At 63.4% G+C, this 24,295-nt stretch carries 34 protein-coding genes; 28 read left to right on the top strand and 6 right to left on the bottom strand.

All coding sequences use genetic code 11. From position 1 onward, the window contains the following. Positions 1–11: 11 nt before the first annotated feature. Positions 12–293, bottom strand: a complete 282-nt coding sequence (locus RVX_RS12930) for a type II toxin-antitoxin system RelE/ParE family toxin (RefSeq protein ID WP_116306276.1) — start codon at positions 291–293, stop codon at positions 12–14. Between the two features lie 384 nt (positions 294–677). On the opposite strand from RVX_RS12930, the gene RVX_RS12925 reads away from it, so the two are divergent. The 28 genes from RVX_RS12925 to RVX_RS12790 all read left to right on the top strand — a co-directional run bounded on the left by RVX_RS12925 (position 678) and on the right by RVX_RS12790 (position 20,330). Beyond that, positions 678–950, top strand: coding sequence for a DUF5334 family protein (locus tag RVX_RS12925; RefSeq protein ID WP_116306274.1), 273 nt, complete (start codon positions 678–680; stop codon positions 948–950). A gap of 139 nt (positions 951–1,089) precedes the next feature. Further along, positions 1,090–1,497 carry a structural protein gene (locus tag RVX_RS12920; protein WP_116306272.1) on the top strand — a complete coding sequence of 136 codons (408 nt, stop codon included), beginning with the start codon at positions 1,090–1,092 and terminating at the stop codon, positions 1,495–1,497. Between the two features lie 2 nt (positions 1,498–1,499). Next, positions 1,500–1,883 (top strand): hypothetical protein, encoded by a 384-nt coding sequence (locus tag RVX_RS12915; protein WP_012612787.1) that lies wholly within the window; start codon positions 1,500–1,502, stop codon positions 1,881–1,883. Between the two features lie 16 nt (positions 1,884–1,899). Next, complete coding sequence (lysC, locus tag RVX_RS12910) at positions 1,900–2,085, top strand: hypothetical protein (RefSeq protein WP_230404636.1); 186 nt, start codon at positions 1,900–1,902, stop codon at positions 2,083–2,085. Next, on the top strand, positions 2,082–2,414 hold the full coding sequence (locus tag RVX_RS12905) for a phage holin family protein (protein ID WP_116306270.1): 333 nt from the start codon (positions 2,082–2,084) through the stop codon (positions 2,412–2,414). Before lysC ends, RVX_RS12905 begins: the two co-directional genes overlap by 4 nt. Positions 2,415–2,511: 97 nt before the next feature. Beyond that, positions 2,512–2,943 carry a helix-turn-helix domain-containing protein gene (locus RVX_RS12900; protein WP_116306268.1) on the top strand — a complete coding sequence of 144 codons (432 nt, stop codon included), beginning with the start codon at positions 2,512–2,514 and terminating at the stop codon, positions 2,941–2,943. Continuing rightward, entirely contained in the window at positions 2,940–3,335 is a 396-nt protein-coding gene (locus tag RVX_RS12895; RefSeq protein ID WP_116306266.1) for an HNH endonuclease, read from the top strand. Before RVX_RS12900 ends, RVX_RS12895 begins: the two co-directional genes overlap by 4 nt. Before the next feature lie 72 nt (positions 3,336–3,407). Further along, positions 3,408–3,881: a P27 family phage terminase small subunit gene (locus RVX_RS12890; protein ID WP_116306264.1), complete on the top strand. Its 474-nt coding sequence runs from the start codon at positions 3,408–3,410 to the stop codon at positions 3,879–3,881. Further along, positions 3,874–5,571 (top strand): terminase large subunit, encoded by a 1,698-nt coding sequence (locus RVX_RS12885; protein WP_116306262.1) that lies wholly within the window; start codon positions 3,874–3,876, stop codon positions 5,569–5,571. The genes RVX_RS12890 and RVX_RS12885 overlap by 8 nt, the downstream gene beginning before the upstream one ends. 47 nt (positions 5,572–5,618) lie before the next feature. Beyond that, a complete protein-coding gene (locus RVX_RS12880) occupies positions 5,619–6,797 on the top strand; it encodes a phage portal protein (RefSeq protein WP_230404632.1) in 1,179 nt (392 codons plus the stop codon). Continuing rightward, entirely contained in the window at positions 6,784–7,485 is a 702-nt protein-coding gene (locus RVX_RS12875; RefSeq protein ID WP_012612780.1) for an HK97 family phage prohead protease, read from the top strand. The genes RVX_RS12880 and RVX_RS12875 overlap by 14 nt, the downstream gene beginning before the upstream one ends. A 12-nt stretch (positions 7,486–7,497) precedes the next feature. Continuing rightward, entirely contained in the window at positions 7,498–8,718 is a 1,221-nt protein-coding gene (locus RVX_RS12870; protein WP_116306258.1) for a phage major capsid protein, read from the top strand. Positions 8,719–8,763: 45 nt separating this feature from the next. Beyond that, on the top strand, positions 8,764–8,943 hold the full coding sequence (locus RVX_RS12865) for a hypothetical protein (RefSeq protein WP_012612778.1): 180 nt from the start codon (positions 8,764–8,766) through the stop codon (positions 8,941–8,943). Continuing rightward, complete coding sequence (locus RVX_RS12860; protein ID WP_116306255.1) at positions 8,940–9,524, top strand: head-tail connector protein; 585 nt, start codon at positions 8,940–8,942, stop codon at positions 9,522–9,524. Before RVX_RS12865 ends, RVX_RS12860 begins: the two co-directional genes overlap by 4 nt. 2 nt (positions 9,525–9,526) lie before the next feature. Further along, positions 9,527–9,841, top strand: a complete 315-nt coding sequence (locus tag RVX_RS12855) for a phage head closure protein (protein WP_116306253.1) — start codon at positions 9,527–9,529, stop codon at positions 9,839–9,841. Next, positions 9,841–10,239 (top strand): HK97 gp10 family phage protein, encoded by a 399-nt coding sequence (locus RVX_RS12850; RefSeq protein ID WP_116306252.1) that lies wholly within the window; start codon positions 9,841–9,843, stop codon positions 10,237–10,239. The genes RVX_RS12855 and RVX_RS12850 overlap by 1 nt, the downstream gene beginning before the upstream one ends. Then, positions 10,226–10,594, top strand: coding sequence for a DUF3168 domain-containing protein (locus RVX_RS12845; protein WP_116306250.1), 369 nt, complete (start codon positions 10,226–10,228; stop codon positions 10,592–10,594). The genes RVX_RS12850 and RVX_RS12845 overlap by 14 nt, the downstream gene beginning before the upstream one ends. Positions 10,595–10,642: 48 nt before the next feature. Beyond that, entirely contained in the window at positions 10,643–11,029 is a 387-nt protein-coding gene (locus RVX_RS12840; RefSeq protein WP_230404629.1) for a phage tail tube protein, read from the top strand. 10 nt (positions 11,030–11,039) lie between these two features. Beyond that, the gene (locus RVX_RS12835) at positions 11,040–11,387 is read left to right on the top strand and encodes a hypothetical protein (protein ID WP_007526826.1); all 348 of its coding nucleotides are present in this window, start codon (positions 11,040–11,042) and stop codon (positions 11,385–11,387) included. A 47-nt stretch (positions 11,388–11,434) separates the two neighbouring features. Then, entirely contained in the window at positions 11,435–11,575 is a 141-nt protein-coding gene (locus RVX_RS12830) for a hypothetical protein (protein ID WP_172596575.1), read from the top strand. A gap of 2 nt (positions 11,576–11,577) precedes the next feature. Next, complete coding sequence (locus RVX_RS12825; RefSeq protein WP_116306246.1) at positions 11,578–14,406, top strand: tape measure protein; 2,829 nt, start codon at positions 11,578–11,580, stop codon at positions 14,404–14,406. Positions 14,407–14,408: 2 nt separating this feature from the next. Further along, complete coding sequence (locus tag RVX_RS12820) at positions 14,409–14,762, top strand: hypothetical protein (RefSeq protein WP_116306244.1); 354 nt, start codon at positions 14,409–14,411, stop codon at positions 14,760–14,762. 2 nt (positions 14,763–14,764) lie between these two features. Beyond that, positions 14,765–15,670: a hypothetical protein gene (locus RVX_RS12815; protein ID WP_230404627.1), complete on the top strand. Its 906-nt coding sequence runs from the start codon at positions 14,765–14,767 to the stop codon at positions 15,668–15,670. After that, on the top strand, positions 15,663–16,109 hold the full coding sequence (locus RVX_RS12810) for a hypothetical protein (RefSeq protein WP_230404626.1): 447 nt from the start codon (positions 15,663–15,665) through the stop codon (positions 16,107–16,109). The genes RVX_RS12815 and RVX_RS12810 overlap by 8 nt, the downstream gene beginning before the upstream one ends. Next, positions 16,097–18,907, top strand: a complete 2,811-nt coding sequence (gpJ, locus tag RVX_RS12805; protein WP_230404625.1) for a TipJ family phage tail tip protein — start codon at positions 16,097–16,099, stop codon at positions 18,905–18,907. Before RVX_RS12810 ends, gpJ begins: the two co-directional genes overlap by 13 nt. Beyond that, the gene (locus tag RVX_RS12800) at positions 18,907–19,500 is read left to right on the top strand and encodes a hypothetical protein (protein ID WP_083818184.1); all 594 of its coding nucleotides are present in this window, start codon (positions 18,907–18,909) and stop codon (positions 19,498–19,500) included. Before gpJ ends, RVX_RS12800 begins: the two co-directional genes overlap by 1 nt. Positions 19,501–19,502: 2 nt before the next feature. Continuing rightward, positions 19,503–19,826 carry a hypothetical protein gene (locus RVX_RS12795; protein WP_007526846.1) on the top strand — a complete coding sequence of 108 codons (324 nt, stop codon included), beginning with the start codon at positions 19,503–19,505 and terminating at the stop codon, positions 19,824–19,826. 3 nt (positions 19,827–19,829) lie between these two features. Then, positions 19,830–20,330, top strand: coding sequence for a phage tail protein (locus tag RVX_RS12790; protein WP_116306240.1), 501 nt, complete (start codon positions 19,830–19,832; stop codon positions 20,328–20,330). Between the two features lie 74 nt (positions 20,331–20,404). Here RVX_RS12790 and RVX_RS12785 read toward each other — a convergent pair whose 3' ends face one another. From RVX_RS12785 to RVX_RS12765, 5 genes are all read right to left on the bottom strand, one after another. Then, a complete protein-coding gene (locus tag RVX_RS12785; RefSeq protein ID WP_147307524.1) occupies positions 20,405–21,226 on the bottom strand; it encodes a hypothetical protein in 822 nt (273 codons plus the stop codon). A gap of 106 nt (positions 21,227–21,332) precedes the next feature. After that, positions 21,333–22,055, bottom strand: a complete 723-nt coding sequence (locus RVX_RS12780) for a hypothetical protein (protein ID WP_116306238.1) — start codon at positions 22,053–22,055, stop codon at positions 21,333–21,335. A gap of 3 nt (positions 22,056–22,058) precedes the next feature. After that, complete coding sequence (locus RVX_RS12775) at positions 22,059–22,724, bottom strand: hypothetical protein (RefSeq protein ID WP_116306236.1); 666 nt, start codon at positions 22,722–22,724, stop codon at positions 22,059–22,061. A 135-nt stretch (positions 22,725–22,859) separates the two neighbouring features. Further along, complete coding sequence (locus tag RVX_RS12770) at positions 22,860–23,159, bottom strand: hypothetical protein (RefSeq protein WP_216362349.1); 300 nt, start codon at positions 23,157–23,159, stop codon at positions 22,860–22,862. 83 nt (positions 23,160–23,242) lie between these two features. Beyond that, positions 23,243–24,091 carry a DNA/RNA non-specific endonuclease gene (locus RVX_RS12765; protein ID WP_230404624.1) on the bottom strand — a complete coding sequence of 283 codons (849 nt, stop codon included), beginning with the start codon at positions 24,089–24,091 and terminating at the stop codon, positions 23,243–23,245. Positions 24,092–24,295 lie beyond the last annotated feature (204 nt).

Raw genomic sequence — 24,295 nt, 5'->3', positions numbered from 1 at the left:
GGCATCCTCCATTAATGGTAGTCTACAATTTCAACGTTGTGCGCTGACCCAGCAAGCCAGACAAAACAGATTCGCCATTGGTCGTTGACTCTGATGCTGTGTTGTCCTTGGCGATTGCCCGAGAGGGCCTCTAAGCGATTGCCGGGTGGAGAGCGTAGGTCTTCCAAGCGCGTCGCCGCCGCAAGCATATCGAGCTTGCGGCGGGCAGGATTGGCTATGCTCCCAAATTTTTTGCTTGGCGCGTCCTCCTCGAAGAGCGCCTGCGTTTCTTTGCAGCGGAATGAAGCTATCATTTGCCGTCCAGCGTTTACCGTGTAGCGTTAAATTATGAGGGAAGGCTCAGTCTGTCAAGCCAGGGTATGGAAAAAGAGTGGTAAACCTGAAAGCGCGCGAGCGCCGGGAGGAAGTGCTGATGGCGAGGCCGAGGAATGGCGTGCGGTGCCCGGAGTGCGGGACGCTGTTGCTTGTCCTGAAGACACGCCCAGCTGGGCCTGACGACAGGGACGTGACCTATACGTGTCCTGGGTGTGGGGGCGTGGGAGATCGACGGGAACAGGTTCAGGGCGAGTGGATTCGGTGGACGTCTCCACTCAATATCACCCCACAACTCCCAACGCTATAAAGGGCTTCGTTTTGCGGGGAAGGTTTGGTATCTCCTCGGCAAGGGAGTGTAAAATATGCGTAACATGTTACTTGCGATGGTAATGGTGATTTTTTGGGGAGGAGTTGCCCATGCGTGGAGTGGGTATGATCAAGAGCGAGGAGCGGACGTTGAGATTGACAAGGGGAACTTGGTGCGCCCTGGAGAAACCATAGAAATTTATGATTACTCCGATGGGCAATATAAAGATGTTGATGTAGAAGACGTGCGCGCTACGAGATATGGCGTTGAAGTTGAAGTGTACGATGGCGATGCAGGAGAGTACCGTGTGCTTGAGATGGAAGATTAACAATGTCTAAAAAACTATGCGTGGCCCCCCGTTAAGGGGGTCTCCTGTTTTGTGGTTGGAAACAGGGGTTTCCAACTCTCCTTTCCTTGCCTCTCTCCCGCCTCCCCGCGCTACGCTTCTTCCAAACAGGAGCGTAGCCATGGCTATCCCGCGCGGCATCCGCAACAACAACCCCGGCAACATCCGCCACGGTGACAAGTGGAAGGGACTCGCCCCGATCCAGGGCGATCCCGACTTCTGCACGTTCGCCACGCCCGAAGACGGCATCCGTGCGATGGCCGTCATCCTGCTCAACTACCAGCGCAAGCACGGGCTCAAGACGGTCCGGCAGATCATCTCGCGCTGGGCACCCCCGACCGAGAACAACACCGAAGCCTACATCCGCCACGTCGCGGAGCGTCTCGGCGTCGGCCCTGACGATCCCATTGTCGTAGCCGATGTGCTGCCCACCCTCGTCGCCTGCATCATCCGGCACGAGAACGGCCAGCACCCCTATGACACGGCCACCATCGGGCGCGGGGTCGGCATGGCGGTGGAGAGGGCCTAGCCATGGCGCTTTTGCCCAGCAGCCTGAGTCGCAAGCTCCTAGCAGCCGGTACGGTGGCCCTTGTTGTCGCCGCTCTCGGCGGGGCGCTCTACATCCGCGAAATGCAGATCAGGGCGCTCCGGGCCGAACTTTCCGAGGCGCAGAGCACTGCGGAGACCCTCCGGGCGTCCAATGCCGCCTACGCGACCTCGCTCAAGGCCATGGAATCCGAGATCACCAAGCGGGACACGCTCCTTGCCGAGCGGGATCAGCGCATCAACGACATCAACGCCCGACGGGTCGCTGACCGTCGGACGTGGCAGGAGGCCCTGCGCAATGACCAGACCGTACGCGATTGGAACGCTGTGCCTCTGCCTGATGCTGTGCGGGGCCTGTTCCGCGAATAGGCGGGAGGTCGTGGCCGTGCCCGAAACCGTCAGGCTCACGCCGCCCGCCACGCTCATGCAGGAGACTCCGACACCCGACCCGCCCGTTTGGGACGGGGCAACCAATGGTGACCTGCTGGACTACGCGCAGGACAGCCGAGCGGCCCTGGGCAGGTGCAATGCCGACAAGGCGGGGATGCGGAAATGGGCGGGCACCGAATGAACGAGATCAAGGATTGGCTCACCAGCATGTGGCTCGTGCTGGCCCTCTCCGTGGCCGGAGGCATGGCCCGCGCAGCCAAGTGTGGAGAGAAAAGCCTGTGGGGCTGGTTCTGCTCCATCGTCGTCGCCCTCTTCGCCGGGGTTGTGACCAACCTGATGCTGGTGGACCTGACATCGCTACCGGAGACGGCCCGCGTCGCATGCGCGTCTGTCTCCGCGTACTCCGGCGGTGCCGTGCTGGATGCATTGCAGGGACGGATTGCCGAGGTGATTGGCGCACTCCTCGGAAGCCGGACGGGCACCGGCAAGACCGGGGGAAACGAGGAATAGTTCTCGGGCCGCCGCCACGGGCTGCGTTGGTGCGCGGAGCCGTGGGGCACAGGGGCGGGGCCACGCCCGAAGGCAACAACAACCCGCCCCTGCCAACATGACGAGCGAACGCCCATGCACAGACACCTTCGCACTCCAGCGCCGCATCCTTGCGGCAGCCCTGACGCCAACCGAACGGCTCGTCGGGCTCGTGCTGGCGCTCTCGCTCGATGCGCGCTCCGGGCGCGCACGAATTTCCCAAGCCAGGCTGGCGGAACTCTGCGGGGTCACCGTCAGGACCGTCCGGCGCGCTGTGGCCACACTTGTGGTCTCCGGACTCTTCGTCTCCCAGCGCACAGGGCGCTCCTCTGTGCTGAGGGCTGCAAGCCCTCCGGAGGGTGGAAAGAGAGGTGGAATAGTGGAGAGGACACCCGTGTCCGCTCTGATAGGACACCAGTGTCCTATCGGCCCCCATCCATGGGGCCTCGACACCACCTACAGCACCCTCGCCGAAGAGCGATGCAAGCGGGAGGCTAGGAGGCGCACATGAGCACCCTCCGGCCCCTCAAGCCCTGTCGGCATCCCGGTTGCCGGGCCCTGACCCGCGACGCCTCGGGCTACTGCCCACCGCACGCCGAAGCGGCGCGAGTCCGAGCGGCTGAACGCGAGGCCAAGCAGGACAAGGCAAGGGGAAGCGCTGCCGCACGTGGCTATGGCCGGGCATGGCGGGCCATCCGCGCCCAAGTGCTCCGCGAGGAGCCGCTCTGCCGTGCCTGTGCAGCCCAAGGCCACCTCGTACCTGCCACCGACGTTGACCACATCGTGAGCAGGGCGCGCGGCGGAACAGACGACATGGCGAACCTCCAACCCCTTTGCCACCGGTGTCACACCGCCAAGACCAACCGCGAGGACGGCGGGCGGCCAAGGGGAGGGGGAGGGTAAATCTTTGAGTGGGCAACCGGTAGACCGGAGTGGTCTCCCGATTCCGCGCGATGTCAAAACTGAGGACCAAAAGTGGCGACAGGACGGAAGCAGAAACCACGTACCCTGAAGGTGCTCCAGGGCACGTTCCGCAAGGACCGGGCAAACGAGGCCGCGCCTGAACCATCGGCGGTGGTGGCGAACGCCCCTGCGTTCCTTTCGGGGCGGGCGCTGGTGTGGTTCGGAGTGCTCTGCGCCAAGCTCTCGCCGCTTGGGCTGGCCTCCGAGACCTTCGAGGAAACGCTGGGACTGCTGGCCGCCCGTCTTGCCGAGATCGAGGAGCTTGAGCGGTTCATCCGCGAGAACGGTCGCTCGTACACCACGACCACCGCGCAGGGTGACGTGATGTGTCGGCCTTATCCGGAGGTGGCCATGCTGAACGAGGCGCGCAGGCATGCGCAATCGCTGGCCGCCGAGTTCGGGCTTACCCCCGCGTCGATTGGCCGCGTGGGCCGTCCGCAGAAGGGGCAGAGCGACGAGAACCCGTGGGGGGCATTCGGTGGGTAGGCAGCGCGCCAAGAGCTACGCGGAGCGGGTGCATGCATACGCGCATGCCGTGGTGGCCGGGAAGGCCGTCGCGGGCAGGCGGGTTGTGTTAGCCTGCAAGCGGCACCTGTCCGACCTCGCAGCGGTCGAGGGAGGCGGAAGCCCCTATGCGTTCTCTGCCGAGAAGGCCAACCGGGTCTGCGCCTTCGCCGAGAATATGGTCCACGTCAAAGGAAAGTGGGCTGGGCAGCGGGTGCGCCTGGAGGAGTGGCAAGTCTTCCTGTTGGGCTGCCTGTTCGGGTGGGTCCGGGAGGATGGTTTGCGCCGGTTCAGGGAACTCTACGCCGAAATACCGCGCAAGAACGGCAAGTCGATGCTCGGAGCCATCATCGGCAACTACCTGCTGGTAGCCGACTCGGAACCCGGTGCCGAGGTCTACTCGGGGGCCACCACGCTCGACCAGGCGCTGGAGGTCTTCCGGCCCGCGTGGATGATGACCCTGCGGAACCACGCCTACCGGGAGCATTTCGGGATCGACCTTGGTGGCACGGAGAAGAACCCCGGCACCATCTACCAGTTGGCGAGCGCCAGCCGCTTTGAGGCAGTGGTGGGCAAGCCCGGTGATGGGGCCAGTCCGCACGGGGCTCTCGTGGACGAGTTCCACGAGCACAAGACGCCGGACCTCTACGACACCATGAAGACCGGCATGGGCGCGCGTACGCAACCCCTGCTGGTGGTCATCACCACGGCGGGGGTGGATACCTCCGCTCCCTGCTACGAACACCGGGACCGACTGGCCAAGGAGTTGGAGGCAGGCGCGCTCGATCCGACCGTGCTGGTGATCATGTTCGGCGTGGACGAGTCCGACGACTGGAAGGACTTCGCGGTGTGGCGCAAGGCCAACCCGAACTTTGGCGTGAGCCTGCACGAGGACTACCTGCGCGCCCGCTACCGGGAAGCCATGACCAGCCCGGCGCGCCGCAACATCATCCTGTGCAAGCACCTGAACAAGTGGATGAACGCGGGGCAGGCGTGGACCGACATGGTGAAGTGGGCAGAGTGCGCGGCCCCCGGCATGCGCATCGAGGACTTCGCCGGGCACCGGGCCTGGCTCGGACTCGATCTCGCCAGCCGTACCGACGTGGCTTCCCTCCTGGCCGTGGTCGAGGATGGCGAACTGCTGCGGGTGTTCGCCCGGCACTACCTGCCTAGCGATACCGTTGAGAAGCCGCAGAACGCCCATTACCGGACGTTCCGTGATGTGGGTGCGCTCACCGTTTCCGACGGGGCACGTACCGACTTCGGCCAGATCGAGGACGACATGCGCGCATGGGCCGACCTGCTGGACGTGAAGGCCATCGGCTACGACCCGCGCGAAGCGACGTTCCTCATGGATCGGGTAGCCCGCTGGGCCAAGTTCGACATCGTGGAGGTGACGCAGGGGCCGGGCAACCTGAGCGAACCCATGAAGGAGCTCGAAGCGCGCATCGCCGCCCGTACCATCCGGCATGCCGATGATCCGGTGCTCACGTGGATGATGGGCAACGTGGTGCTCAAGCAGGCGCGCGGCGGCGGGCCGGTGAAATACTTCTACCCGACCAAGGAGCGCGAGAGCTCCAAGATCGACGGCGCCGTTGCCCTGATCATGGCGGTTGGGCGTGCCCTGGCCGCCCCCGCCGAGGAACCGGAAATCTTCGCGGAGGTCTGGTGATGGGCTGGTTGTCCCGCTTGTTCCGGCGCGAAGGGAAGGGCGTCCGCATGACCTCCTACGACCTGTTGGCGGAGGTGCTGGGTGGGGTTTTGGCCAAGAGCGGCGTCCACGTGACGGCGGCTACGGCCATCCAATGCACTGCGGTGCTCGCTTGCGCCCGCGTCATCGCCAACGGCCTCGCACAGGTGCCGTTCAAGCTCTACCGGGCGGATGGCCGGACACGAATGGAGGCGTCGGCCCACCCGCTGTTCTCCCTCGTGGCCCATGGCCCCAACGAGTACCAGACCAGCTTCGAATTCCGGCACATGCTCGGACTGCATCTTAGCCTGACCGGCAACGCCTTCGTCTGGTTGAACCGCGTGGGCGACCGCATCGTCGAGATGCTGCCGTACCAGCCGGGCTCCGTGACCGTCACGCGCAATGGGTGGGAGCTCACCTACGACCTCTCGACCAAGGACGGAAAGCGGGTGCGGGTGCCTGCGGCGGACATGTGGCATCTCCGCTGGTTGTCCTGGGATGGGGTGTGCGGACTTGATGGTGTGCGGCAGGCGCGCGAGGCCATCGGGCTTGCCCTGGCCACGGAAGAACACGGTGCCCGCCTTTTCAAGAACGGAGCCCGGATGTCGGGCCTGCTCACGACGGAAATCAACCTGACGCTGGAGCAGCGCAAGGAACTGCGCGAGGCCTGGCAGTCGGCCCACGGTGGGAACGAGAACGCCTTCAAGACCGCGATCCTCGGCGGCGGCATGAAGTGGTTTCCCCTCGTGTCGCCCAACGATCAGGCCCAGTTCCTCGAAACCCGACGGCACCAGGTCGAGGAGGTCTGCCGGGCCTTTGGCGTGCTGCCCATCATGGTCGGCCACTACGACAAGGCCAGCACCTACGCCAGCGCCGAACAGATGTTCCTCCAGCACGGCGTGCATACCCTTGGCCCCTGGTACACCTGCATCGAGCAGAGCGGCACGCAGAAGCTGCTGACGGCGGAGGAAAGGGCAAAGGGGTACTACCTGCGGTTCAATGCCAACGGCCTCATGCGCGGGGCCGCGCGGGACCGTGCGGAATTCTACACTCGGCTCTACGGGGTGGGTGCTCTGTCCCCCAACGACATCCGGGAGCTTGAAGACATGAATCCCTATGAGGGCGGCGACGAATACCGGGTGCCGCTGAACATGGTGGAACCCGGCTCCGCGCCGGAACGCACGGAGGGAAGCGATGGAAAGGCTTAGCTTCGGCCTGCTCGACCTGAAACTCGCCGAGGGCGCTGGCCAGGATACCGCCTCCATGACGTTCAGCGGGTATGGCGCGGTGTTCGGGAACATGGACGCTTACGGTGATGTGATCGCCAAGGGCGCGTTCACCAAGACCATCGCGGAGTTCAAGACCTCGGGCGTGTGGCCCGCCATGCTCCTCCAGCACGGCGGGTGGGGCATCGGGGCCGACGACTTCACGCCGGTCGGCGTGTGGACCGAAATCCGCGAGGACGGGCACGGGCTCTACGTGGAGGGCACGCTGGCCGACACGCCGCGCGGTCGGGAAATCTACACGCTGATGAAGATGAAGCCGCGCCCGGCCATCAACGGGATGAGCATCGGCTACATCGCCAAGGAATGGGTTGCGCGGTCGAAGCCGGAAGAGCCCCGGCGCACCCTCACCGCCATCGAACTTGTCGAGGTGTCCCTCGTGACCTTCCCGGCCAACGGAAAGGCTCGGGTCACCGGGGTCAAGAGCGACGGCGAGTGCCCCACCATCCGGGAAGCGGAATTTGCCCTGCGAGAAGCCGGGTTTTCGAGGAAACAGGCGAAGCTCATCCTTGCGGATGGCTTCAAGGGCTTGCCTCTGCGGGACGCTGAGGAAGGCGACGTTGACGAACTTGCCGCCATGGTGCGGCGGAACATCGACGCCCTCCGGGCGTAGCGGAGACAAAGTATGAGCGAGGAAATCAAGCGCCTGCTCGAACAGCAGGGGACGGCCTTCGAGGAGTTCAAGAAGGCCAACGATGAGCGGCTGAAGGCCATGGCCGAAGGCAAGGCCGTCTCGGAACTCGAAGCCAAGGTCGAGAAGGCCAACGCCGAACTTTCCCGCTTGGGGAAGGAACTGGACGACCTGGCCAAGAAGGCCAACCGCCCCGGTGCGGGCGGCGACGAGGAAGCCCAGCTTCACGCCGAGCACAAGGCGGCGTGGAACCGCTGGGCGCGCAAGGGTGACGAGACCGGCCTGGCCGAGATCGAGGCCAAGGCCATCAGCGTCGGCACCCCCGCCGATGGCGGCTACGCGCTGCCGATCGAGCAGGACAAGGAGATCACGCGCCTCCTGCGCGACGAGTCCCCCATGCGCCAGGTGTGCCGCGTCGTGACCATCGGGACCGAGGAGTACCGCAAGCTGGTGAACCTCGGCGGTACGGCTTCGGGCTGGGTGGGTGAGAAGTCCGCTCGCCCGGAAACCGGCACGCCGACTCTGGCCGAGCTCAAGCCCGTGATGGGCGAAGTCTACGCCAATCCGGCTGTTACCCAGAAGGCCCTCGACGACCTGTTCTACAACGTCGAGGCCGAACTGGGCGCGGACATCGTGACCGAGTTTGCGGAGCAGGAAGGCGCGGCCTTCATCCACGGTGACGGTGCCAACAAGCCCAAGGGGCTTCTGGCCTACCCCCAGAGCGCGGAACCCGACAGCGAACGCGACTTCGGCACGCTCCAGTTCCTGACCACGGGCGTTGCCGGTGGCTTCAAGGCCCGCACCGCCGACGTGAATCCTGCCGATGACCTGATCGACCTCATCTACACCCTCAAGAAGGGGCACCGGTCCGGCGCCACGTTCATGATGAACGGGAAGACGCAGGCCACGGTGCGGAAGTGGAAGGACGCCGAGGGCAACTACATCTGGTCGCCGAGCCTCCAGGCTGGCCAGCCCGCCATGCTGCTTGGCTACGGGGTCACCGAGAACGAGGACATGCCCGACATCGGGGCCGGTGCCATCCCCATCGCCTTCGGCAATTACTGGCGCGGCTTCTGGATCATCGACCGCATCGGCATCCGCAGCTTGCGCGATCCGTTCACCAACAAGCCCTACGTGCATTTCTACACCACGAAGCGCGTGGGGAGCATGCTGGCGGATTCCCAGGCCGTGAAGCTCCTGAAGCTGGCCGCGTAACGGTAAAGGCCGGGATCGAGAGGCCCCGGCCGCACAGGAGACCCCATGCAGAAGATCACGCTGAAAGAATCGTTCCGCTACTGGCGCAACGGATGCTGGCCCGAGGACTACCCCGCTGGTGTCGTGAAGGTGGACGACGAGGTTGCCGCGCAGGCCAGGGCCGCCGGTGTCGTGGCCGAAGACGCCAAGAACAGCAAGCCCGCCGGGGGGCAGGAGCAGAAATGATCATCCGCCGTGTCGCCGCTCCCCGCATCGAGCCCGTAACCCTCGGCGAGGCCAAGGCCCATTGCCGGGTGGAGGTCTCCGAGGATGACGCGCTGTTGACCGCGCTCATCGTCGCGGTGCGGGAGCAAGGCGAGACGCTGACCGGGCGGGTCTTTGTGGATTCGTCCTGGAGGATCACCATGCCCGGCCCGCTGGTGAGCCCGGTGCTCCTGTCTCTTGCTCCCGTGCGTGAGGTGGAGGCCGTGACCGTGGACGGGGCGGAGGTGGACCGGGGACTCTATTCCCTAGTCCCCTCCGGTCTGTCCCCGCAGGAGCATCCCGTGCGGGGGACGTTCACGCCACTGCCGGGCTTTCCCGATGGGGCCGAGGTGACGGTGCGCGTGAAAGCGGGCTGGCCGGTGGAAGGAGATGAGGAGAACGCTCGGGCCACGACGCCCCACGCAATCCGGCAGTGGATGCTGGTGCGCATCGGTGGGCTGTATGCCCAGCGCGAAACCTTCATCACCGGGACGCTGGTGACCCGCATGACCCGCGACTTTGTGGACTGCCTGCTCGACCCCTACGTGATGGTGGGAGCCTGACCATGCGCGCCGGACTGCTGCGTCACCGCATCACGCTCCAGGCCCCCATGCACCAGCCGGGGGAATGGGGCGGGGCGGACGCCACGGAATGGCAGGACGTGGCCACCGTGTGGGCCGCTGTGGAGCCGATTGCCGGGCGTGAGTTCTTTGCGGCGGCGCAGGCACAGTCCGAGGTGACGCACCGGGTGTGCATCCGGAGCCGGAGCGACGTGCGGGCCGACATGCGGGTGTCGTTCGGCGCGCGGGTGCTGACCATCGACGCGGTGCTGTCCCTTGATGGGGGCGAGATGCACCTGATGTGCAAGGAGATGAACTGATGCCGCTCATTCCCGTGAGTTCCGTGACCGTGGACATCCCGGACGATGCCGTGGCCGAGCAGGTGCGCGCGATGCTCGATCCCGAGCTTGCGATGCTTGCAGAGCTCATCGCGTCCGACGCCCGAAACACGGCGGCATTCGCCGACAAGACCGGGAAACTGCGCAAGTCGATCAAGGCCCAGAAGTCCAAGTTCGAGGGAGGCGGCTACATCGTTGTCGCTCGCGCGCCGCATGCGCACCTCGTGGAGTTCGGACACGCCATGATCGACGCGAACGGCCGGACCGTGGGGCATGTCCCGGCGCATCCCTTCCTGCGTCCGGCGCGGGACAGGCGTGTGCGGGCCGCCCTGCATGAGATTCAGGCCCGTCTCGGGGGTGCCTACGATGAGCGGGGTTGATTTCGAGCAGGTGATGCAGGCCGCCCTTGCGGCGGATGCGGGCGTGGCCGGAATCGTGTCCCGGCGCATCTTCCCGCTGTCCGCGCCCAAGGGCGCGCCGTTGCCGTTCATCACCTATCAGCGGGTGAGCGGGGCCCCGGAGGCGGTTCTGGATGGGGAGGCCCCGTGCGAGCGCATCAGCATCCAGATCGACGCCTGGGCCAAGACCTATCCCGAGGCAAAGCGGTTGGCGAAGGCGGTGCGCGGCGTGATGGCCGGTGCCGAGTTCGCCGCCGAACTGGACGAGGACCGCGACCTCTCGGACGAGGAGGCGCGTGTTTGCCGTGTTTCCATGGACTTCATCGTGTGGGCGTAGCCCGGAGGGTTCACCATGGCCAAGAAGTACACGCTGTCGAAGGGCTCCGTGCTCAAGCTCGGGGACGGTGCCGAACCGGAGGTGTTCACCACACTGCCCGGCCTGACCAAGCTCTCCATCGACGGCATTTCCAAAGACGACATCGACGTGACCGACCTTGAGTCGGACGGCAAGGAGTATGCGCCGGGTCTGGCCGATTACGGTTCGTTCAGCGCCGAGGGTATCTGGGACGACACCAACGCCCAGCATCTGGCTCTGCTCGATCTGCTGGGTAGCGGCGAGGTGCAGAACTGGCAGGTGGTCACGTCGGCCGGAACCAAGTGGGGTTTCTCTGGCTACGTGAAGTCGCTGCCCCTCAACTGGGAAACCAACAACGTGCAGCGGTTCTCCCTGACCATCAAGGTTTCCGGCAAGGTGACGCGCCTCGCCGCCTAAGGAGCAGATCATGGGCCTGACGAGAGATGACATCCTGAAAGCGCAGGACTTGCCCACGGCAGTCGTGGACGTGCCGGAGTGGGGCGGCCAGGTGACGCTGCGCGGGTTCAGCGCTGCCGCCCGCGACAACCTCGCCAAGCGCGGGACCGACGAGAACGGCGGCGTGGAGATCAGCAACGCCGAGTTCCTCGCGCTCTGCCTGGTGGATGACGAGGGCGCGCCGTTGTTCGCGCCCGAGGACGCGGACACCACCCTTGGCCGCAAGAACCCCGAAGTGATCGACCGGCTGTTGCAGGAAGCCATCCGGCTCAACGGTCTGCACGCCGGGGCCGTGGAGGAGGCCGAAAAAAACTCCTAGCGCGCGGGGAGAGGGCATTCGCCTTCTCCCTCGCGCTTGAACTGGGGATGACGGTCGGTGAGATGCTGCGGCGCATGAGCAGTGCCGAGTTCACCGAATGGATGGCGTTCTGCGCCATTCGGCGGCGTCGGGAGGAAACCGGCTTCGCCAACGACGACGAAGCGATCGAGAAGCTGTTCGGGGAGTAACGGTGGCGAGGAAGATACCCGGCATCTACGTGCCTGTTCGCCTGACGTACGAGGGGCTCAAGACGGATCTGGACCGTATGAAGGCCCTTGCGCGCGAGCAGGGACAGGCCATGTCGGACGCCATCAACGGGGCGCTGTCTCCGCGCGCGATGTCGGGCAACCTGACCAAGCTCACATCGTCCCTTGCCGTGGCCTCCCGGAGCGCCACCGCCTCGGGCAATTCCTTCTCAGGGCTGGGCAAGAACCTGGACGAGCTTGCGAGCAAGGCCGGGGTTAGCCGCTCGCGCATGGATGAACTGGCCGCCTCCATGGTGCGCCAGTCCGCTTCGCAGGCTGCCGAGCGTGCTTTCGCCAATATCCAGCGCAGCACGGGTGCGAGTTCGCTGCAAATGGCCCGCCTGCGCCTTGAACTGGGCGACGCGAGTGGGGCGTTGCGCATGGCCGGCACTGCGGCCATGGCGTTTACTCCTCACGTGGCAGCGGCTGGCGTGGCGGTGGGTGCCGCAGCCATGGCCACCTTCAGGGCGGCCATGGAGGTGGAGAGGCTGAACCGGGCCTACAGCACCATCTACGGTTCCACGTCCGCCGCCCGCCAGCAACTTCAGTTCATCTACGAGACCACCCAGCGCCTCGGGCTTGAGTTCCGCTCCACTGCCGAATCGGCCAAGACCTTCTTCGCGTCGGGCAAGGGCACCGCCCTTGAAGCCGACATGAACGCAATCTTCACGGCCGTGTCCGAGGCAGGGGCCGCGCTGTCCCTGTCGCAGGCGGACATGCAGGGCATCTACCTCGCCATCGGGCAGATGATCTCGAAGGGCAAGGTGCAGGCCGAGGAATTGCGGGGCCAGCTTGGTGAACGGCTGCCCGGCGCGTTCCGTCTCGCGGCACAGGCCATGGGCTTGACCACCGCCGAGCTCGACAAGCTGCTGGAGCAGGGCCGGGTGACTGCCGACGATCTGCTGCCGAAGCTCGCCCGCGTGCTGCGGACCGAATACACCGGCGGGGCTTCCGAGGCGCAGAAGGCGACCAGCGGGCTCTCCACCGAGTGGGAGCGGTTCAAGGCCAGCGCCAGCCAGACCGACGCCATGGTGGCCGGGATCAACGCCGTGAAGGATGCCTTGAAGGGGGCGTCCGACGCGATGGAGGCTCACGCCCAACGGGCGGCCACCATCGCAGCCATGGAGAAAGCGGGCATCACCAAGCGCGTCAGCTACGACCCCATGACCGGGGATCGAACGGAGGGCTACGCGCAGGAGCAGATCGACGCCTACCTGGCTCGAATCGCCGCCGGGAACCGGCAGCGCGACGGGGCCTTTGCCGACCAGACGAACGCCGCCGAAGCGCTCGATGCCGCCCTGGGCAAGGCACGGCAGGCTGCCAACGCCTTTCTCAAGGACACGGACGCTGCGAAAATCCAGAAGATCAACGATTCCTACAACGAGACCGAGACCGCCATCACCCGTGTCATCGAACGCCTCCGGGATGCGGGGGAAAGCACGGACTATTGGGAGGGCAAGCTCACCGAGGCCGCCAGGGAACGCGACCGGCAGCTTGCCTCCGTGGGCAAGAACGAGGCTGCGGCGGCGGGGCGCGCGGCTGCTGCGCTGCGCGAGGTCAACGAGGCGCTGGCAGGCATCACCGGCGATGAGGCGCAGGCCGCGCAGCTTCGGTTCAGCAAGAATTTCGAGAAGTGGAAGAAGGACATCGGCTCGGTCACGCCGGAGATGGAACGCCTCAAGGCTGCGGCAGAGGAAGCGTTCGCCAAGGGCTTTGCCACGATTCAGGAGTATCGCAGCGCCCGAAAGGCGTTCCTTGACCAAGGGCGTGACCGGGAGACCGAGCTTTCGTTCTTGCGCAACGAGGTGGCGGCTCAGGCCGGGGGCAACCTCGACAAGTCCGAGATCGACCGCGCACGTGCCCTGGCCGAACTCGAAAACAAGCGCCGCGACTGGGAGAAGGTAGGCTCCCGCGAGGAGGTGGAAAAACAGGTGGCGCTTGAGGTCGAGCGCATCCACCTAACCACCGCCCAGCGCAACATGCAGGTGGAACAGCAGTTCTACCAGATGGCAGCCGGGTTGCTGAAGAACCGGGAGGATTTGCAGGCCCGCATTCTCGACCGCGAAATGTCGAACTACCGGAAGGTGGTTCAGGACAAGACCCTGCTCGCGGAAGTGGAAGCCCGGAAGATGCTCGAAATCTCGCAGGCCGGGAGCGACGGGGCCAAGTTGGCGTTCATCGAGTACGCCGAGGCTGCCAGCAACGCCGCGTCGCAGTGGAAGGAGGCCACCAAGAAGGCGCTGGACGGCATGGCAGATGCCATCACCGATTGGGCCATGGGCGCACAGGCCAACATCGAGGCCGTGGGCGAGGCTTTCGCGCGCATGATCATCAAGGCCCAGGTCGAGCAGAACATCACCGGGCCGCTCGCCAAGGCTTTCGGCAGCATCAATTGGGGCGGACTGTTCACCCCGTCGGCGCAGGGGAATGTGTTCAGCGGCCCCGGCATCTCGGCCTATCGCAACTCCGTCGTGAACAAGCCCACCCTGTTCCCCTTCGCCCATGGCATCGGCCTCATGGGCGAGGCGGGCGAGGAGGCCATCATGCCTCTTGGCCGTACCAGCCGGGGTGATCTCGGAGTGAAGGTGGCCGGAGGGACGGGCGGCATGCCCACGAAGTTCGAGGTCCGGGTGATCAACGAGGTCGGGCAGCCCGTGCAGGCCCGGCGCACGGAGATGCGCTTCGACCAGACCGCCGCCGTGATGACCATCTGGCTCAAGGGCTGGGCCAACAACACCATGGGCGTCCGTGACGCCGTGGCCAGCGGAGCTTGAGCATGAACGTCTGGCCTGACATCGTCGCGCCTTCGTCCATGTCCGGGGGGATTTTCGACCCGCTGGACGAGGCGAACATGGAGACCGGCGACGATGCTGCCCGGCCGCGTTTCTCGGTGCCCCGGCAGCAGCCCATGCGGCTGGAGTGGGCGGCCATGAGCTACGCCGACTTCGACACCCTTGTGGCATTCCATGCCAACCAGCGGTCCACGCCGTTCCTGTGGATGCGTCCGCGCACTGGTGCGCAGTGGGAGGCCCGTTTCGTGTCCAACGCCATCACGCATAACGAGTCGCGGGACACCCCCGGAAGGCTCGCCGTGCAATGCACCATCCAGCCTATTCGGCGCGTGGAGTGATCATGGCCACGCTCGCCCAGATCATCGAACGCAACCGCCGCCACGGGGGGAGTCCTTACTTGCTGTTTCTGGAAGTAGGGCTGCCCACCGGACGCACCATGCGTTTCGCGCGTGATCCTCAGTCGTGGGTATGGCCCCTGACCGATGCGCAGGTTGGCGACTTGGCCCAGCCTGGCGACGAAGTGGCCTTTGTCCTGCCGGAGGCGGGGGGGCTGACCTTCTCCGTGGGGGATGGTGAATGGAGCGGCTCGGTGGCTCTGGAGCGCGCCGACGGCGAGGCGTGGTTTGAGGTGGCGGTGTTCCATCGACGCAGCGAGGACACCCTCCAAGGGCAGCCCGCAGGCTCCTATCGACTGGTGGCCCGACCGGACTTCGGCGGCAAGGTTCGCGCCATTCTGGGGCCGGAAGAAACGCGGCTCTGGCAGGCCATGAATTTCGAGCATGAGGATTGGGCGGAAGGCGAGGGCGCGCGTCGGGGCACGCTGGCCCTCACGGTGTTCAACGCCGGTGGGGTGCCCCAGAAGTACGTCGAGGAGTTGGAGGACTGGCGGAAGCAGCATGGCCGGGTGTCGTGCAAGGTCCGGGTGCTGGTGGTCAACACGGCCCTGCTTGATGACCCGGAACCCACGCACGAGCTTGCCCTTGTTGACCTGGGCATTTCGATACCGGCCCCCGGCGACAAGGTGCACTTCACCCTCGGCACGCTCAACACCATGGGCCGCATGGTGCCGAGGCGGCGCATCATGCGGGACTATTGCAGTTGGCTGCGGTCGGATGAGTGCCCCCATGTGGCCACCTGCCGCCATACCGCCACCAACTGCAAGTTCATCGACCAGACGCTCGACCCTGGCCGGTTCGAGCGGTTCGGTGGGTTCCCGTTCATCGGGAAGGGGGCTCTCTTTGGCTAGCCTCGTGTTGCCCCAGGGGCAGGTCGAGCAGTTGCGGCATGTGCTGTCCGGGCAGTTCCGGCGGCGCGGCCGGGGTGAGATGTGCCCGGTGCGCCGGGTGCCCCTGTACGACTGCTGGGGCTTCGTGATGGCCCTGTCCGCTGTGTTCGGGCGTCGGGTGCCCAACATCGTTCCGCCTGCCTCTGCCGTTGATCGGCATGGCCTCTACGAGAGGGCGTTGCAAAGCGGCGAATGGAAGGTGTTAGCGGGACCGGAGCCGGGGGCCGTCGTGGCCCTGCGCACCAGCCTCCGCCATCGGGATTTCGTGGACCATGTGGGCGTGGTGTTCGATTCCTGTCGGTTCGCGCACATCCAGCGCAACATGCAGGTGCATGCGGATCGGCTGGATACCTCGCCCTATGCCAGGCTCATCGCCGGGTTTTACGTATGGAACGGGTGACCCCTGCCAACAACGCCGCGCCGTTCTTTCCGCCCGCAATGAAGGTGCGGGAGGACGACGTGCTGCTCGTGCTACACCTGAATTGCCTCGATCTCACGCAGGTGGTGAGCGAGTGGGTGGAGTGGCGACCGGGGCTGACCATTGCCGACATCCTTGATGAGCGGTGGCCCGAGGGCATGCTCATCGAGGAGGGGCTGGACCTACTCTTTTCCGTGAGCGGGCGTATCCTGTCCTTCGAGGAGGCGGAGCGCTACATCGTGCGGCCGGGTGACGGGTTATCCGTGGCCTTGGTGCCGGGCGACGGCGGCGGTGGGGGCTCGAACGCCATTGCCGTGGTTTCGATGATGGCGGTGATGATCGCGGCCCCGTATCTCGGGGGCATGATGGTTTCCGGAGCTTTGGGCATGCTCAGCGCCGAGACGGCCATCGGGCTTGCTGGTTCCGTGTCCACCCTGACGACGGTGGCCGCCGCAGGCATCGCCGTAGCGGGGGCCGTAGCCGTCAACGCCTTCATCCCCTCGGCCAAGCCGTCGCTGGGGCAAGGGTTGGGCCAGAATCCGATGGATAACTCGCCCACGTACGGGTTCAGCGCGCAGGCCAACCCCATGGAACCGGGGCGGCCGGTGCCCGTGCTCCAAGGCGAGAAGCGTAACCTCACCCCAACCAAGCTGACGCAGCACCTTTCGACCTCGGGTGACCGGCGGTTGTGGAACGGTCTTTTCCTCATCTCCGAGGGGCCGGTGGATGAGATTTTCGATGTCCGGATCGACGGGAACAAGGCTGACAACTATGAGGGGCTCGAAATCGACATCCGGCTCGGAATGGAAGGGCAGGACGTTCTCCCGTGGTTCAACGACGCGATCACCGAGCGGACCGAAGGGGTGACGGTCAAGCTCTCTACGGACTGGCACGAGGTGGTGCTGGACGGCACCGGCGTGCGCAAGTTGGGCTTCGGCGTGCAGTGCGCGTCCGGCCTCGGGTACGCCAATGACAAGGGCGGGCTGGACCCGGTGACGGTGAAGGTCCAGTTTCAGCACCGTCTCTACGGGGAGACGGAATGGGTGGACCTGGGCACGGTGTCGATTTCCGGGGCCAAGCGTGCCGCCATCATGCGCTACTACGAGTTCGAGGTGTCTGAGGGGAGGCATGAGGTGCGCTACCGGCACCCCACCGCGCCGCCGACCGGTGACCGGTACATCTCGGACACCTGGCTTGAATACACACACGAGATAGTGCCGGACGACTTCCGGTTGCCGCACTGCGCCTTGCTGGCGATCAGGGCGCTTCCCACGGACAAGCTCAATGGCAGCGCGCCGAAGGTCACGTGCAGCGCGAAGCGCATGACAGCCATGCTGCCGGACGGACAGGGCGGGGCCGTCAGCCGCGACATCAGCAACATGGCGTGGGCAGCTCTGGAGTTGATCACCAACACCCGCTGGGGCGCGGGCGAGCCCGTGGAAAGCATCGACGTTCCGTCGTTCGCGGAGGCCGCCGAGTGGTGCGAGCTCAAGGGACTGAAAGGCTCGATGTACTGGGACACCCAGTGCACTCTGGAAACCGCGCTCGGGTATCAGGGGCAGTTCGGGCGGTTCCTCGTGGATCGGGTGGGCGCGAAGATCGTGTGCATCAGCGACCGCCCCGTGGCCTTGCCGGATGCCGCGTTTCTGATCACCTCCGCCGACATTCTGCAAGGGACGCTGGGCCTCGAATACCCGAACTCGGATGACTTGGCCGACGGGTGCGAGATCACCTGGTTCGATCCGGAACGGGGCAAGCAGGTGGCTTTCGCCCCCGGCGACTTCTTCAACGCGGTGGTGGACCGACCGCCGACGGTGGCGCAGATCACCCTGTACCCTTGCAACAGCGATGAGGCGGCGCAGCGGGCGGGAGAGTACATCAATCGGTGCAACCGTTACCTGAGTCGCCGCGTGGACCTCACGTTGCTTTGGCGTGCTCTGGGGCCACACATCCGGCGCGGTTCGGTGATCCAGGTTGCGGCCGACCGGCTCATGGCCACGCAATCAGGCGTGGTTCTGTCGGCTACCGAGACCACGGTGAGGTTGAGCCGTCCGGTGCAGCTTGAGCCCGGCACCGCCTATGAGGTGCGCTTGGCGCACGTGGACGCCGCAGGGCCGGAGGAGGGCGTGGAGAAGGTCGAGGTGCGGCCCCTCGCCCCCGTGGCCGAACCGACGCTGGCCTATACACTGATACTCGCGGCTCCGTGGGAGCACGTGCCGTCTCCCGGCTGTTCCGCCGCCGTTGGTGAGGTGCAGCGCGTGACCCGTTGGTATCGGGTGCGCTCGCTGGGCCGCTCCAGCGATATGCGCGTGACGCTCAAGGCGTTGGAGTATGACGAGGCGGTTTATGTCGGCGAGGGCGTGGAGCCGCAGACCGACAGCGCGGCCAACCTGCCCGCCGTGGTGGGCCTCGTGGCCACGATCATCGACGCCAACGAGGACTTGGTGAGCAAGAAGCTCATCTCTCTGGCATGGCGAGGTACTGCTCTAGAGTGGCGGGTGTTCGTGCGCAGGCTGGGGGCCGATGCCGACGAGTGGGCATACCTCGGCAAGACTCCATACCCTTCGTTCCTCGCTCGCAATATCGAGGTCGGGCACATGTACCGCTTCGCGGTCACCCACACCGGCAGTGTGGCGGATGGTCTGGCCGTTGACGTGGACTACCAACTCAACACGCCCTCCGGGGCTATCCGGCCAGTGACGGTGATCGAAAACGGCGTGGAGGTGCCGCTCTACGCGTTGGTGAATGGTGAGCCGCAGCAGGTCATGGGGGTGTTCTGATGACGACGATGCACGGAGGGTTGAAAGGCCCTGACAACATGCACGTGCCCTATGCGTGGGAGTTCGCCAGCCAGGCGGCGCGCGAGACGGGCGTGGGCGTCGATGCCAGCGGTATCGGAAAGTTGGCTCGACAGTTGGACGACAATAGCCTGTGGATGCTGGTGGGCACGGACCCCATTACATGGAAAGCCGCCGGGGGAGGTTCGTCGTTTCCATCCGGTACGCGCATGCTGTTTCAACAGACCAGTGCGCCAACGGGGTGGACCAAGGACACGAGCCACAACGATAAGGCGTTGCGAGTGGTCAGCGGGGCTGTCGGCAGCGGGGGGAATGTTGATTTCTCCGTTGCGTTCGGCAGAACGTCTACTGACGCACATACTCTGACCCTAAGTCAGATTCCATCTCATGCGCATGGCGTGACATATACTGTGGAGGGTGGAGAAAGTGGGTCAGATACAAACAATCTATTTTGGCGATTTGGCCGGGGGACAAGCAGTAAAAGCACCGCAAATTCAGGCGGCGGAGGGGCGCACTCGCATGGCCTGGACATGCGTGTGAAGTTCGTGGACTTCATCATCGCCCAAAAGGACTAGCCATGAAGAAACAGGACAAGTGCCCGCTGAACGGGTTCAAGGCCTGCCGGGAAACATGCCGCTGGTACATCCAGTTGCGGGGCAAGCATCCACAGACTGAACAGGAAATCGACGAGTGGGGCTGCGCGGTCTCTTGGCTGCCCATTCTGCTCATCGAGAACGCTCAGGAAGTGCGCCAGGGTGCGGCGGCCGTGGAGTCGTTCCGCAACGAGATGGTGAAAGCCAGCGGGGCGACCATGGCCGGGATCGGCGAGATCGTGCGCCTTGCCAGCATGAGCACCCGGGAGCGGGGGATTGCAGGACATCAGCAGCAGGTGGAGGGCTAATTCATGCGACTGACCATCATTCGGGACGACAACGTGGTGATCGTGGACGGGCGCGCCCTGGCCGTGGACCTGTCCGGGTTGCCTGACAACCTGCATGCCGTGCAGTGGGACGGGCAGGCGGGCCATCTGGAGTTCAACGACGGCACTCCCAATGAGAAGCTGGAGGGCATCTCGGCTTGGCAGTCTGTGATCGATGCGTGGGAGACAGCGAGGCAAGCCGAGGATGCCCCCTCGCCGGAACCGGCACTTGAAGAGACCAAAGCTGCGAAGCTGGCGGAGATCGCCAGGGCCCATGATGCGGCCTTGGCGGGCCTTGTGGCGTTGTCGAACCCTGCGTCCGCCGTGGTGGCGGTGGAGGCTGCGTTGTTGGCCGCCAGCGATCCGGAAGGGCTTGATTATGCCCGGCAGCGGTTGGCCGAACAGCAGCGCGACCTTGCGGCGACTGTGGCAGCGGCGGGGCATGTCGAAGCGGTGGGGGGAGTAGAGATTGGATTCCCGGTGTAAGGTGACGTGTGAAACTAACAAGGCCCTCGGCGTCCGAGGGCCTTGTTGATTTGGAAATGGATCAGAAGGCACCTTTAGCTATTCTTAACATTAGGATCGCATATAGCTTGAGGTGCATCGGTGTCGAGTATCTCTTCAATGTATACAATTCTGCTTGTTGGGATAAAAAATGTTCGTGTAGAACCGTTTTTTGATGTCACGTGTATTCCATTTTGGCTGTAAAATATTTTATCATGCGTGTTTGATATTAGTTCACATCCGTTTATGTTTGTATGTATTAATATCGCTATGTCTTTTGTGTCTGATTTTTTTATGACGTATATTGTTGAGAACGTGATTACAATTGTGACAGAAAGTGATAGAAAAATAGTTTTCGCAAGTGTTGTTAGTTTTATGTAGTATGATATGACTAGTGGTGATGCAGATAGTATTATTGACCCAAATAGTACTTTGTAGTCGTCTGGAAGCGATGCGGCGATGCTCATTGTTATGAAGCATATGAATGATGCGATAAATAGTATAGCTAGCAATTCTGGTGAATTATTAATGATGCGTTTGATTTTTGAGTTAGTTTTTTGTTTGTCGGCATCATGATTTGCGTTGTTTGTATTTATTCTTGTATTTATTTTTGATGAAAGTGATGCTGTTATTGATATTACAAAAGACCATATTATTATTACATATGTTATGTTTACGCCTAGTATCTGCTGTAGTGATATTTTTGTTATTATTGTCTCGTAGTTTGATATTCCTGAATTTGTTGTAACTATGATAATGTGTTTTATTAGAAAAAAAGCGAATGTTAAATACAGGGTTATGGTCGCAAATAGTGCAGAGACTTCACTGGCATTTGTAACGTGTTCGGGGTGAGAGGCGGTGGTGTTGGGAGTGGACATAGTCGCTCCGTTCGTTGCGTGGTGAATGAGAAACTCCCAGTGTGAGCCGGGAGTCTCGTGTTTTTGTGCGGTTGGCCTAGTCGTCCAGTCCGTGGGGGTTTGAGGGTCAACGCGAAATGCTGATCGGAAAAACTAGCTCCTTCCGCGTTCCGTCCTTGATGTCGAAGACCACCATCCTGAACTTCTGGTAGGGCTTCCAAGGCAGGTAGACGAATCCCTGGGCCATGTCGGTCGGGTAAATCACCTTGTCCTCGAAGGCATGCATGGCCAACTGCTTCTTGAATTCGAGGGTAAAGGAGTCGGACAGGCCGTGCGCGGTGCCTGCGGCGGTACCCGTGGTGCCGCCTATGATGGCCCCGGCTTGCGCTCCCGCCCCGGCGTCACCCCCAGCGGCCCCGATACCAGCACCGATCCCGGCCCCGATGACTGCTCCCGCGATAGCCCCGGCTGCTGCCCCTTGGACTGCCGTAGTGCCGATTGAGGACGAGCGGACCTTTTCGGCGGCGGTCCCGATAGTGAGCGCCACATCGTACGAGCCGTCCGGCTGCATGCCGAACATTTGCTGGTGGTTGATCTCGAACTCCTTGGTACCGGTGTGGCGTACGATGACGTGAACGGGCAGGATGTTCGCGGTCTTCATGTCGGTGCGGAAGATTTCCTTCGACTTTTCAACGGTATCGATTGGAACAACCGCTACGACCAAACCATCAATCTCTTGATGGTTGGCTATGGTTTCAGGGGATCGGAAGGATACGCTTTCGACCTTGAGGGGGGCCGCACAACCTGACAGGAGAAGGCCGGTTATCAGCAGCGAAATGAGAACGCGCATCTGCTACTCCTTCGAGGTCGCTTCAAGCGCCTTGAAGTAGTCGCGGAGATTTTGCGAGCGGTTCATTTGGCTCAAGAGATCGCCGATAGCCTTGTCGATGGCAGCGTCAAAGCCAGCGGCAAAGCCGCGCCCGGCCTCCTGGTAGGTGAGAATCTGTGCTTCCGTCACGCCGCCTGTCTGGTTGACCTGGCTGGTGCCCACCCACATGACTTTCCCGTCGGTGGCATCGACCAGTTCCGCGCGCAAGACGAGGCGCGTGTAACTTTCGGCACTGACCGTGGTGAACCCGGCCTTCACGTCCATCTTGGAGTCCATGTCCTGGAGCTCGACCCGCATGATGGTCTGAACGCCTTCTTTGCCTGCTCCATCATTCAGGATGTGCACTTCGCGGAACTGGTAGGCCATGGCCTTCACCAGCTTTACGGCAAGGGCCTTGCCGATGGCGAAGTCAAACTCGCCCATCTTGATCTTCTGGGACGCCTTGGCTTCCAGGAGCTTTGAAGAGATGTTCAGCCCGAGAGAAATGTCTCGATTCTTGATTACCTTCATGCTCGCGAAGGCATCATACCCGAGGCTGGAATTGAGGTCCGGGTTGACCTGGACCTTGGCGCAACCGGTGGTCAGCAGGATCGTTGCAAGAGCCGCAGCACAGAGAATTTTTTGAAACATTCTACCCTCCCGTATGTCAAAATGAGTAAAGGTGGGAGGAATTGTTAAGCTAGTCAGCAGGCGCTGACAACAGAAAAAGGCTCCCACTGGAGCCTTTTCAGTTCGTGTCGATGCGTCGTGGGCGTCGAGGGGGGATTACCAGCCGTTCTTCTTTTGCTGTTGCGTGCCGTAGGGACTGTACCCGCCCGAACCGCCATAGGGGTTGGAGTTGTAGGAGGGCTGTGTCTTTGTGCCCGGCTGGCCGGTGTAGGGATTGACGTTGCCCTTGGTGGACCAGTTGTTGTTGAAGTTGCCATCGGGGGCGGAACGTTGGTGCGGCTGCACGTATGTGCCGTCTCGGCGGGTGTAGCCGTTGACGTGGACATCGCGCGCAAACGCTGCTCCGGCGAGAGCGGTGAGCGAGAGAATTAGAAATAAGGCTAGAAACTTACGCATTCCCCACCTCCTTTTGCAAATCCCGTATCAGTGAATCTTTACAATCGGCAGTGGGGGATATCCTACTTCCAGGCGGGGGGACGTTATTTTCCCAACAATTCGCCTATGAGTTGGCGGTCCATCCCTCCCTCGATCTGGGCCTCGATGTCATCGGGGAGCGCCCAGAAGAAGTCGAGTTTGGACCGGCGTTCCACCTCGTCCACGCTCGCCGCATCGCTCTCAGCGGGTTTCCTGCCGGGCGTGTCTTGGTCAAAGATGAACGTGGCAACCCTGATAGGGGTGGGGCTGCCCTCCGGAGTGGGCACAGCGATGATGCGCCAATAGCCGCTGGGCACGGTGTGCTCTTCATCAGCCTTCGGCAGCTTCGGCATCTCCCGCTCGTACAGGGGGCCGGTCATGACAAAGATCGGGCCGCCATGCTTCGCGACATACTCGCGTTCGTCTTCTTCGAGCAGCCGCCATGCCTGCTGGTTCAGAAGCGCCTTCTGCGGGGTGATGTTGCTGAGGTAGTTGGTGTCCGCCCAGTTGGGCGTGCCCCGGAAGTTGGCGAGTGGAGCTTGATGCCCTCGGTCTACTTGGAGGGCCTCGTTGGCTCCGTCATAGTCAGGGGGCTCCAGGGTCTCTTCGGCAGGCAGCCACGGGTCCGCCTTCCACTTGCGCGAGGTCTTGGCTTCGCCTGTGACCGTGGCCGCATCAAGCTGATAGGCAACCCAGTCCGCCATCTTCGTGTCGCCATTCGAGGCCATCATGTAGATGTCCCGAATGAGGATGCGGGTGTGCGGTCCCGTGCCGCTGGGGACACCGAAGATGGTGTGGCGCCGCTCGGTAGCGGTCATCTGGGAGGCGAAGTCGTTGGCGGGTGCCTGCGAAGGGATGAGGAGCAGCAAGAGCGTGGCCCAAAGCCAGGCATTGCGGGAGTGGCGAGGGGACATGGCGCGCCTCCGGGGTGGAAGTGTTCCTCGCGATTAGCACGCTCTTCGGGCTAGAGGAAGGGCTATAGGATGCCGCAGGCGGAGAGTCTGCGGAGGAGGGCAATCTCCAACACCTCTTCGGTCGTGAACTGCCGACGCCCCCGTTCATCCCGGCACCCTGCGTCAGGGTATTGCCCGATAAGTGTTTTGCGTCTTAGTGTCGCC

Source organism: Nitratidesulfovibrio sp. HK-II (assembly GCF_003402415.2).
Lineage (GTDB): Bacteria > Desulfobacterota > Desulfovibrionia > Desulfovibrionales > Desulfovibrionaceae > Cupidesulfovibrio.
Note: the sequence above shows the minus strand (reverse complement) of the source record. Positions and strands in the feature narration are given on the sequence as shown.

Excerpts from the sequence above, each read along its gene's own strand:
- RVX_RS12800 (WP_083818184.1), top strand. The coding sequence starts at position 18,907 with ATGACGACGATGCACGGAGGGTTGAAAGGCCCTGACAACATGCACGTG.
- RVX_RS12855 (WP_116306253.1), top strand. The coding sequence starts at position 9,527 with ATGCGCGCCGGACTGCTGCGTCACCGCATCACGCTCCAGGCCCCCATG.
- RVX_RS12925 (WP_116306274.1), top strand. The coding sequence starts at position 678 with ATGCGTAACATGTTACTTGCGATGGTAATGGTGATTTTTTGGGGAGGA.
- RVX_RS12880 (WP_230404632.1), top strand. The coding sequence starts at position 5,619 with ATGACCTCCTACGACCTGTTGGCGGAGGTGCTGGGTGGGGTTTTGGCC.
- RVX_RS12900 (WP_116306268.1), top strand. The coding sequence starts at position 2,512 with ATGACGAGCGAACGCCCATGCACAGACACCTTCGCACTCCAGCGCCGC.
- RVX_RS12930 (WP_116306276.1), bottom strand. The coding sequence starts at position 293 with ATGATAGCTTCATTCCGCTGCAAAGAAACGCAGGCGCTCTTCGAGGAG.
- RVX_RS12785 (WP_147307524.1), bottom strand. The coding sequence starts at position 21,226 with ATGTCCACTCCCAACACCACCGCCTCTCACCCCGAACACGTTACAAAT.
- RVX_RS12845 (WP_116306250.1), top strand. The coding sequence starts at position 10,226 with ATGAGCGGGGTTGATTTCGAGCAGGTGATGCAGGCCGCCCTTGCGGCG.
- RVX_RS12875 (WP_012612780.1), top strand. The coding sequence starts at position 6,784 with ATGGAAAGGCTTAGCTTCGGCCTGCTCGACCTGAAACTCGCCGAGGGC.
- RVX_RS12870 (WP_116306258.1), top strand. The coding sequence starts at position 7,498 with ATGAGCGAGGAAATCAAGCGCCTGCTCGAACAGCAGGGGACGGCCTTC.
- RVX_RS12770 (WP_216362349.1), bottom strand. The coding sequence starts at position 23,159 with ATGCGTAAGTTTCTAGCCTTATTTCTAATTCTCTCGCTCACCGCTCTC.
- RVX_RS12905 (WP_116306270.1), top strand. The coding sequence starts at position 2,082 with ATGAACGAGATCAAGGATTGGCTCACCAGCATGTGGCTCGTGCTGGCC.
- RVX_RS12780 (WP_116306238.1), bottom strand. The coding sequence starts at position 22,055 with ATGCGCGTTCTCATTTCGCTGCTGATAACCGGCCTTCTCCTGTCAGGT.
- gpJ (WP_230404625.1), top strand. The coding sequence starts at position 16,097 with ATGGAACGGGTGACCCCTGCCAACAACGCCGCGCCGTTCTTTCCGCCC.
- RVX_RS12850 (WP_116306252.1), top strand. The coding sequence starts at position 9,841 with ATGCCGCTCATTCCCGTGAGTTCCGTGACCGTGGACATCCCGGACGAT.
- RVX_RS12820 (WP_116306244.1), top strand. The coding sequence starts at position 14,409 with ATGAACGTCTGGCCTGACATCGTCGCGCCTTCGTCCATGTCCGGGGGG.
- RVX_RS12895 (WP_116306266.1), top strand. The coding sequence starts at position 2,940 with ATGAGCACCCTCCGGCCCCTCAAGCCCTGTCGGCATCCCGGTTGCCGG.
- RVX_RS12835 (WP_007526826.1), top strand. The coding sequence starts at position 11,040 with ATGGGCCTGACGAGAGATGACATCCTGAAAGCGCAGGACTTGCCCACG.
- RVX_RS12790 (WP_116306240.1), top strand. The coding sequence starts at position 19,830 with ATGCGACTGACCATCATTCGGGACGACAACGTGGTGATCGTGGACGGG.
- RVX_RS12795 (WP_007526846.1), top strand. The coding sequence starts at position 19,503 with ATGAAGAAACAGGACAAGTGCCCGCTGAACGGGTTCAAGGCCTGCCGG.
- RVX_RS12815 (WP_230404627.1), top strand. The coding sequence starts at position 14,765 with ATGGCCACGCTCGCCCAGATCATCGAACGCAACCGCCGCCACGGGGGG.
- RVX_RS12765 (WP_230404624.1), bottom strand. The coding sequence starts at position 24,091 with ATGTCCCCTCGCCACTCCCGCAATGCCTGGCTTTGGGCCACGCTCTTG.
- RVX_RS12920 (WP_116306272.1), top strand. The coding sequence starts at position 1,090 with ATGGCTATCCCGCGCGGCATCCGCAACAACAACCCCGGCAACATCCGC.
- RVX_RS12830 (WP_172596575.1), top strand. The coding sequence starts at position 11,435 with ATGACGGTCGGTGAGATGCTGCGGCGCATGAGCAGTGCCGAGTTCACC.
- RVX_RS12775 (WP_116306236.1), bottom strand. The coding sequence starts at position 22,724 with ATGTTTCAAAAAATTCTCTGTGCTGCGGCTCTTGCAACGATCCTGCTG.
- RVX_RS12860 (WP_116306255.1), top strand. The coding sequence starts at position 8,940 with ATGATCATCCGCCGTGTCGCCGCTCCCCGCATCGAGCCCGTAACCCTC.
- RVX_RS12865 (WP_012612778.1), top strand. The coding sequence starts at position 8,764 with ATGCAGAAGATCACGCTGAAAGAATCGTTCCGCTACTGGCGCAACGGA.
- RVX_RS12915 (WP_012612787.1), top strand. The coding sequence starts at position 1,500 with ATGGCGCTTTTGCCCAGCAGCCTGAGTCGCAAGCTCCTAGCAGCCGGT.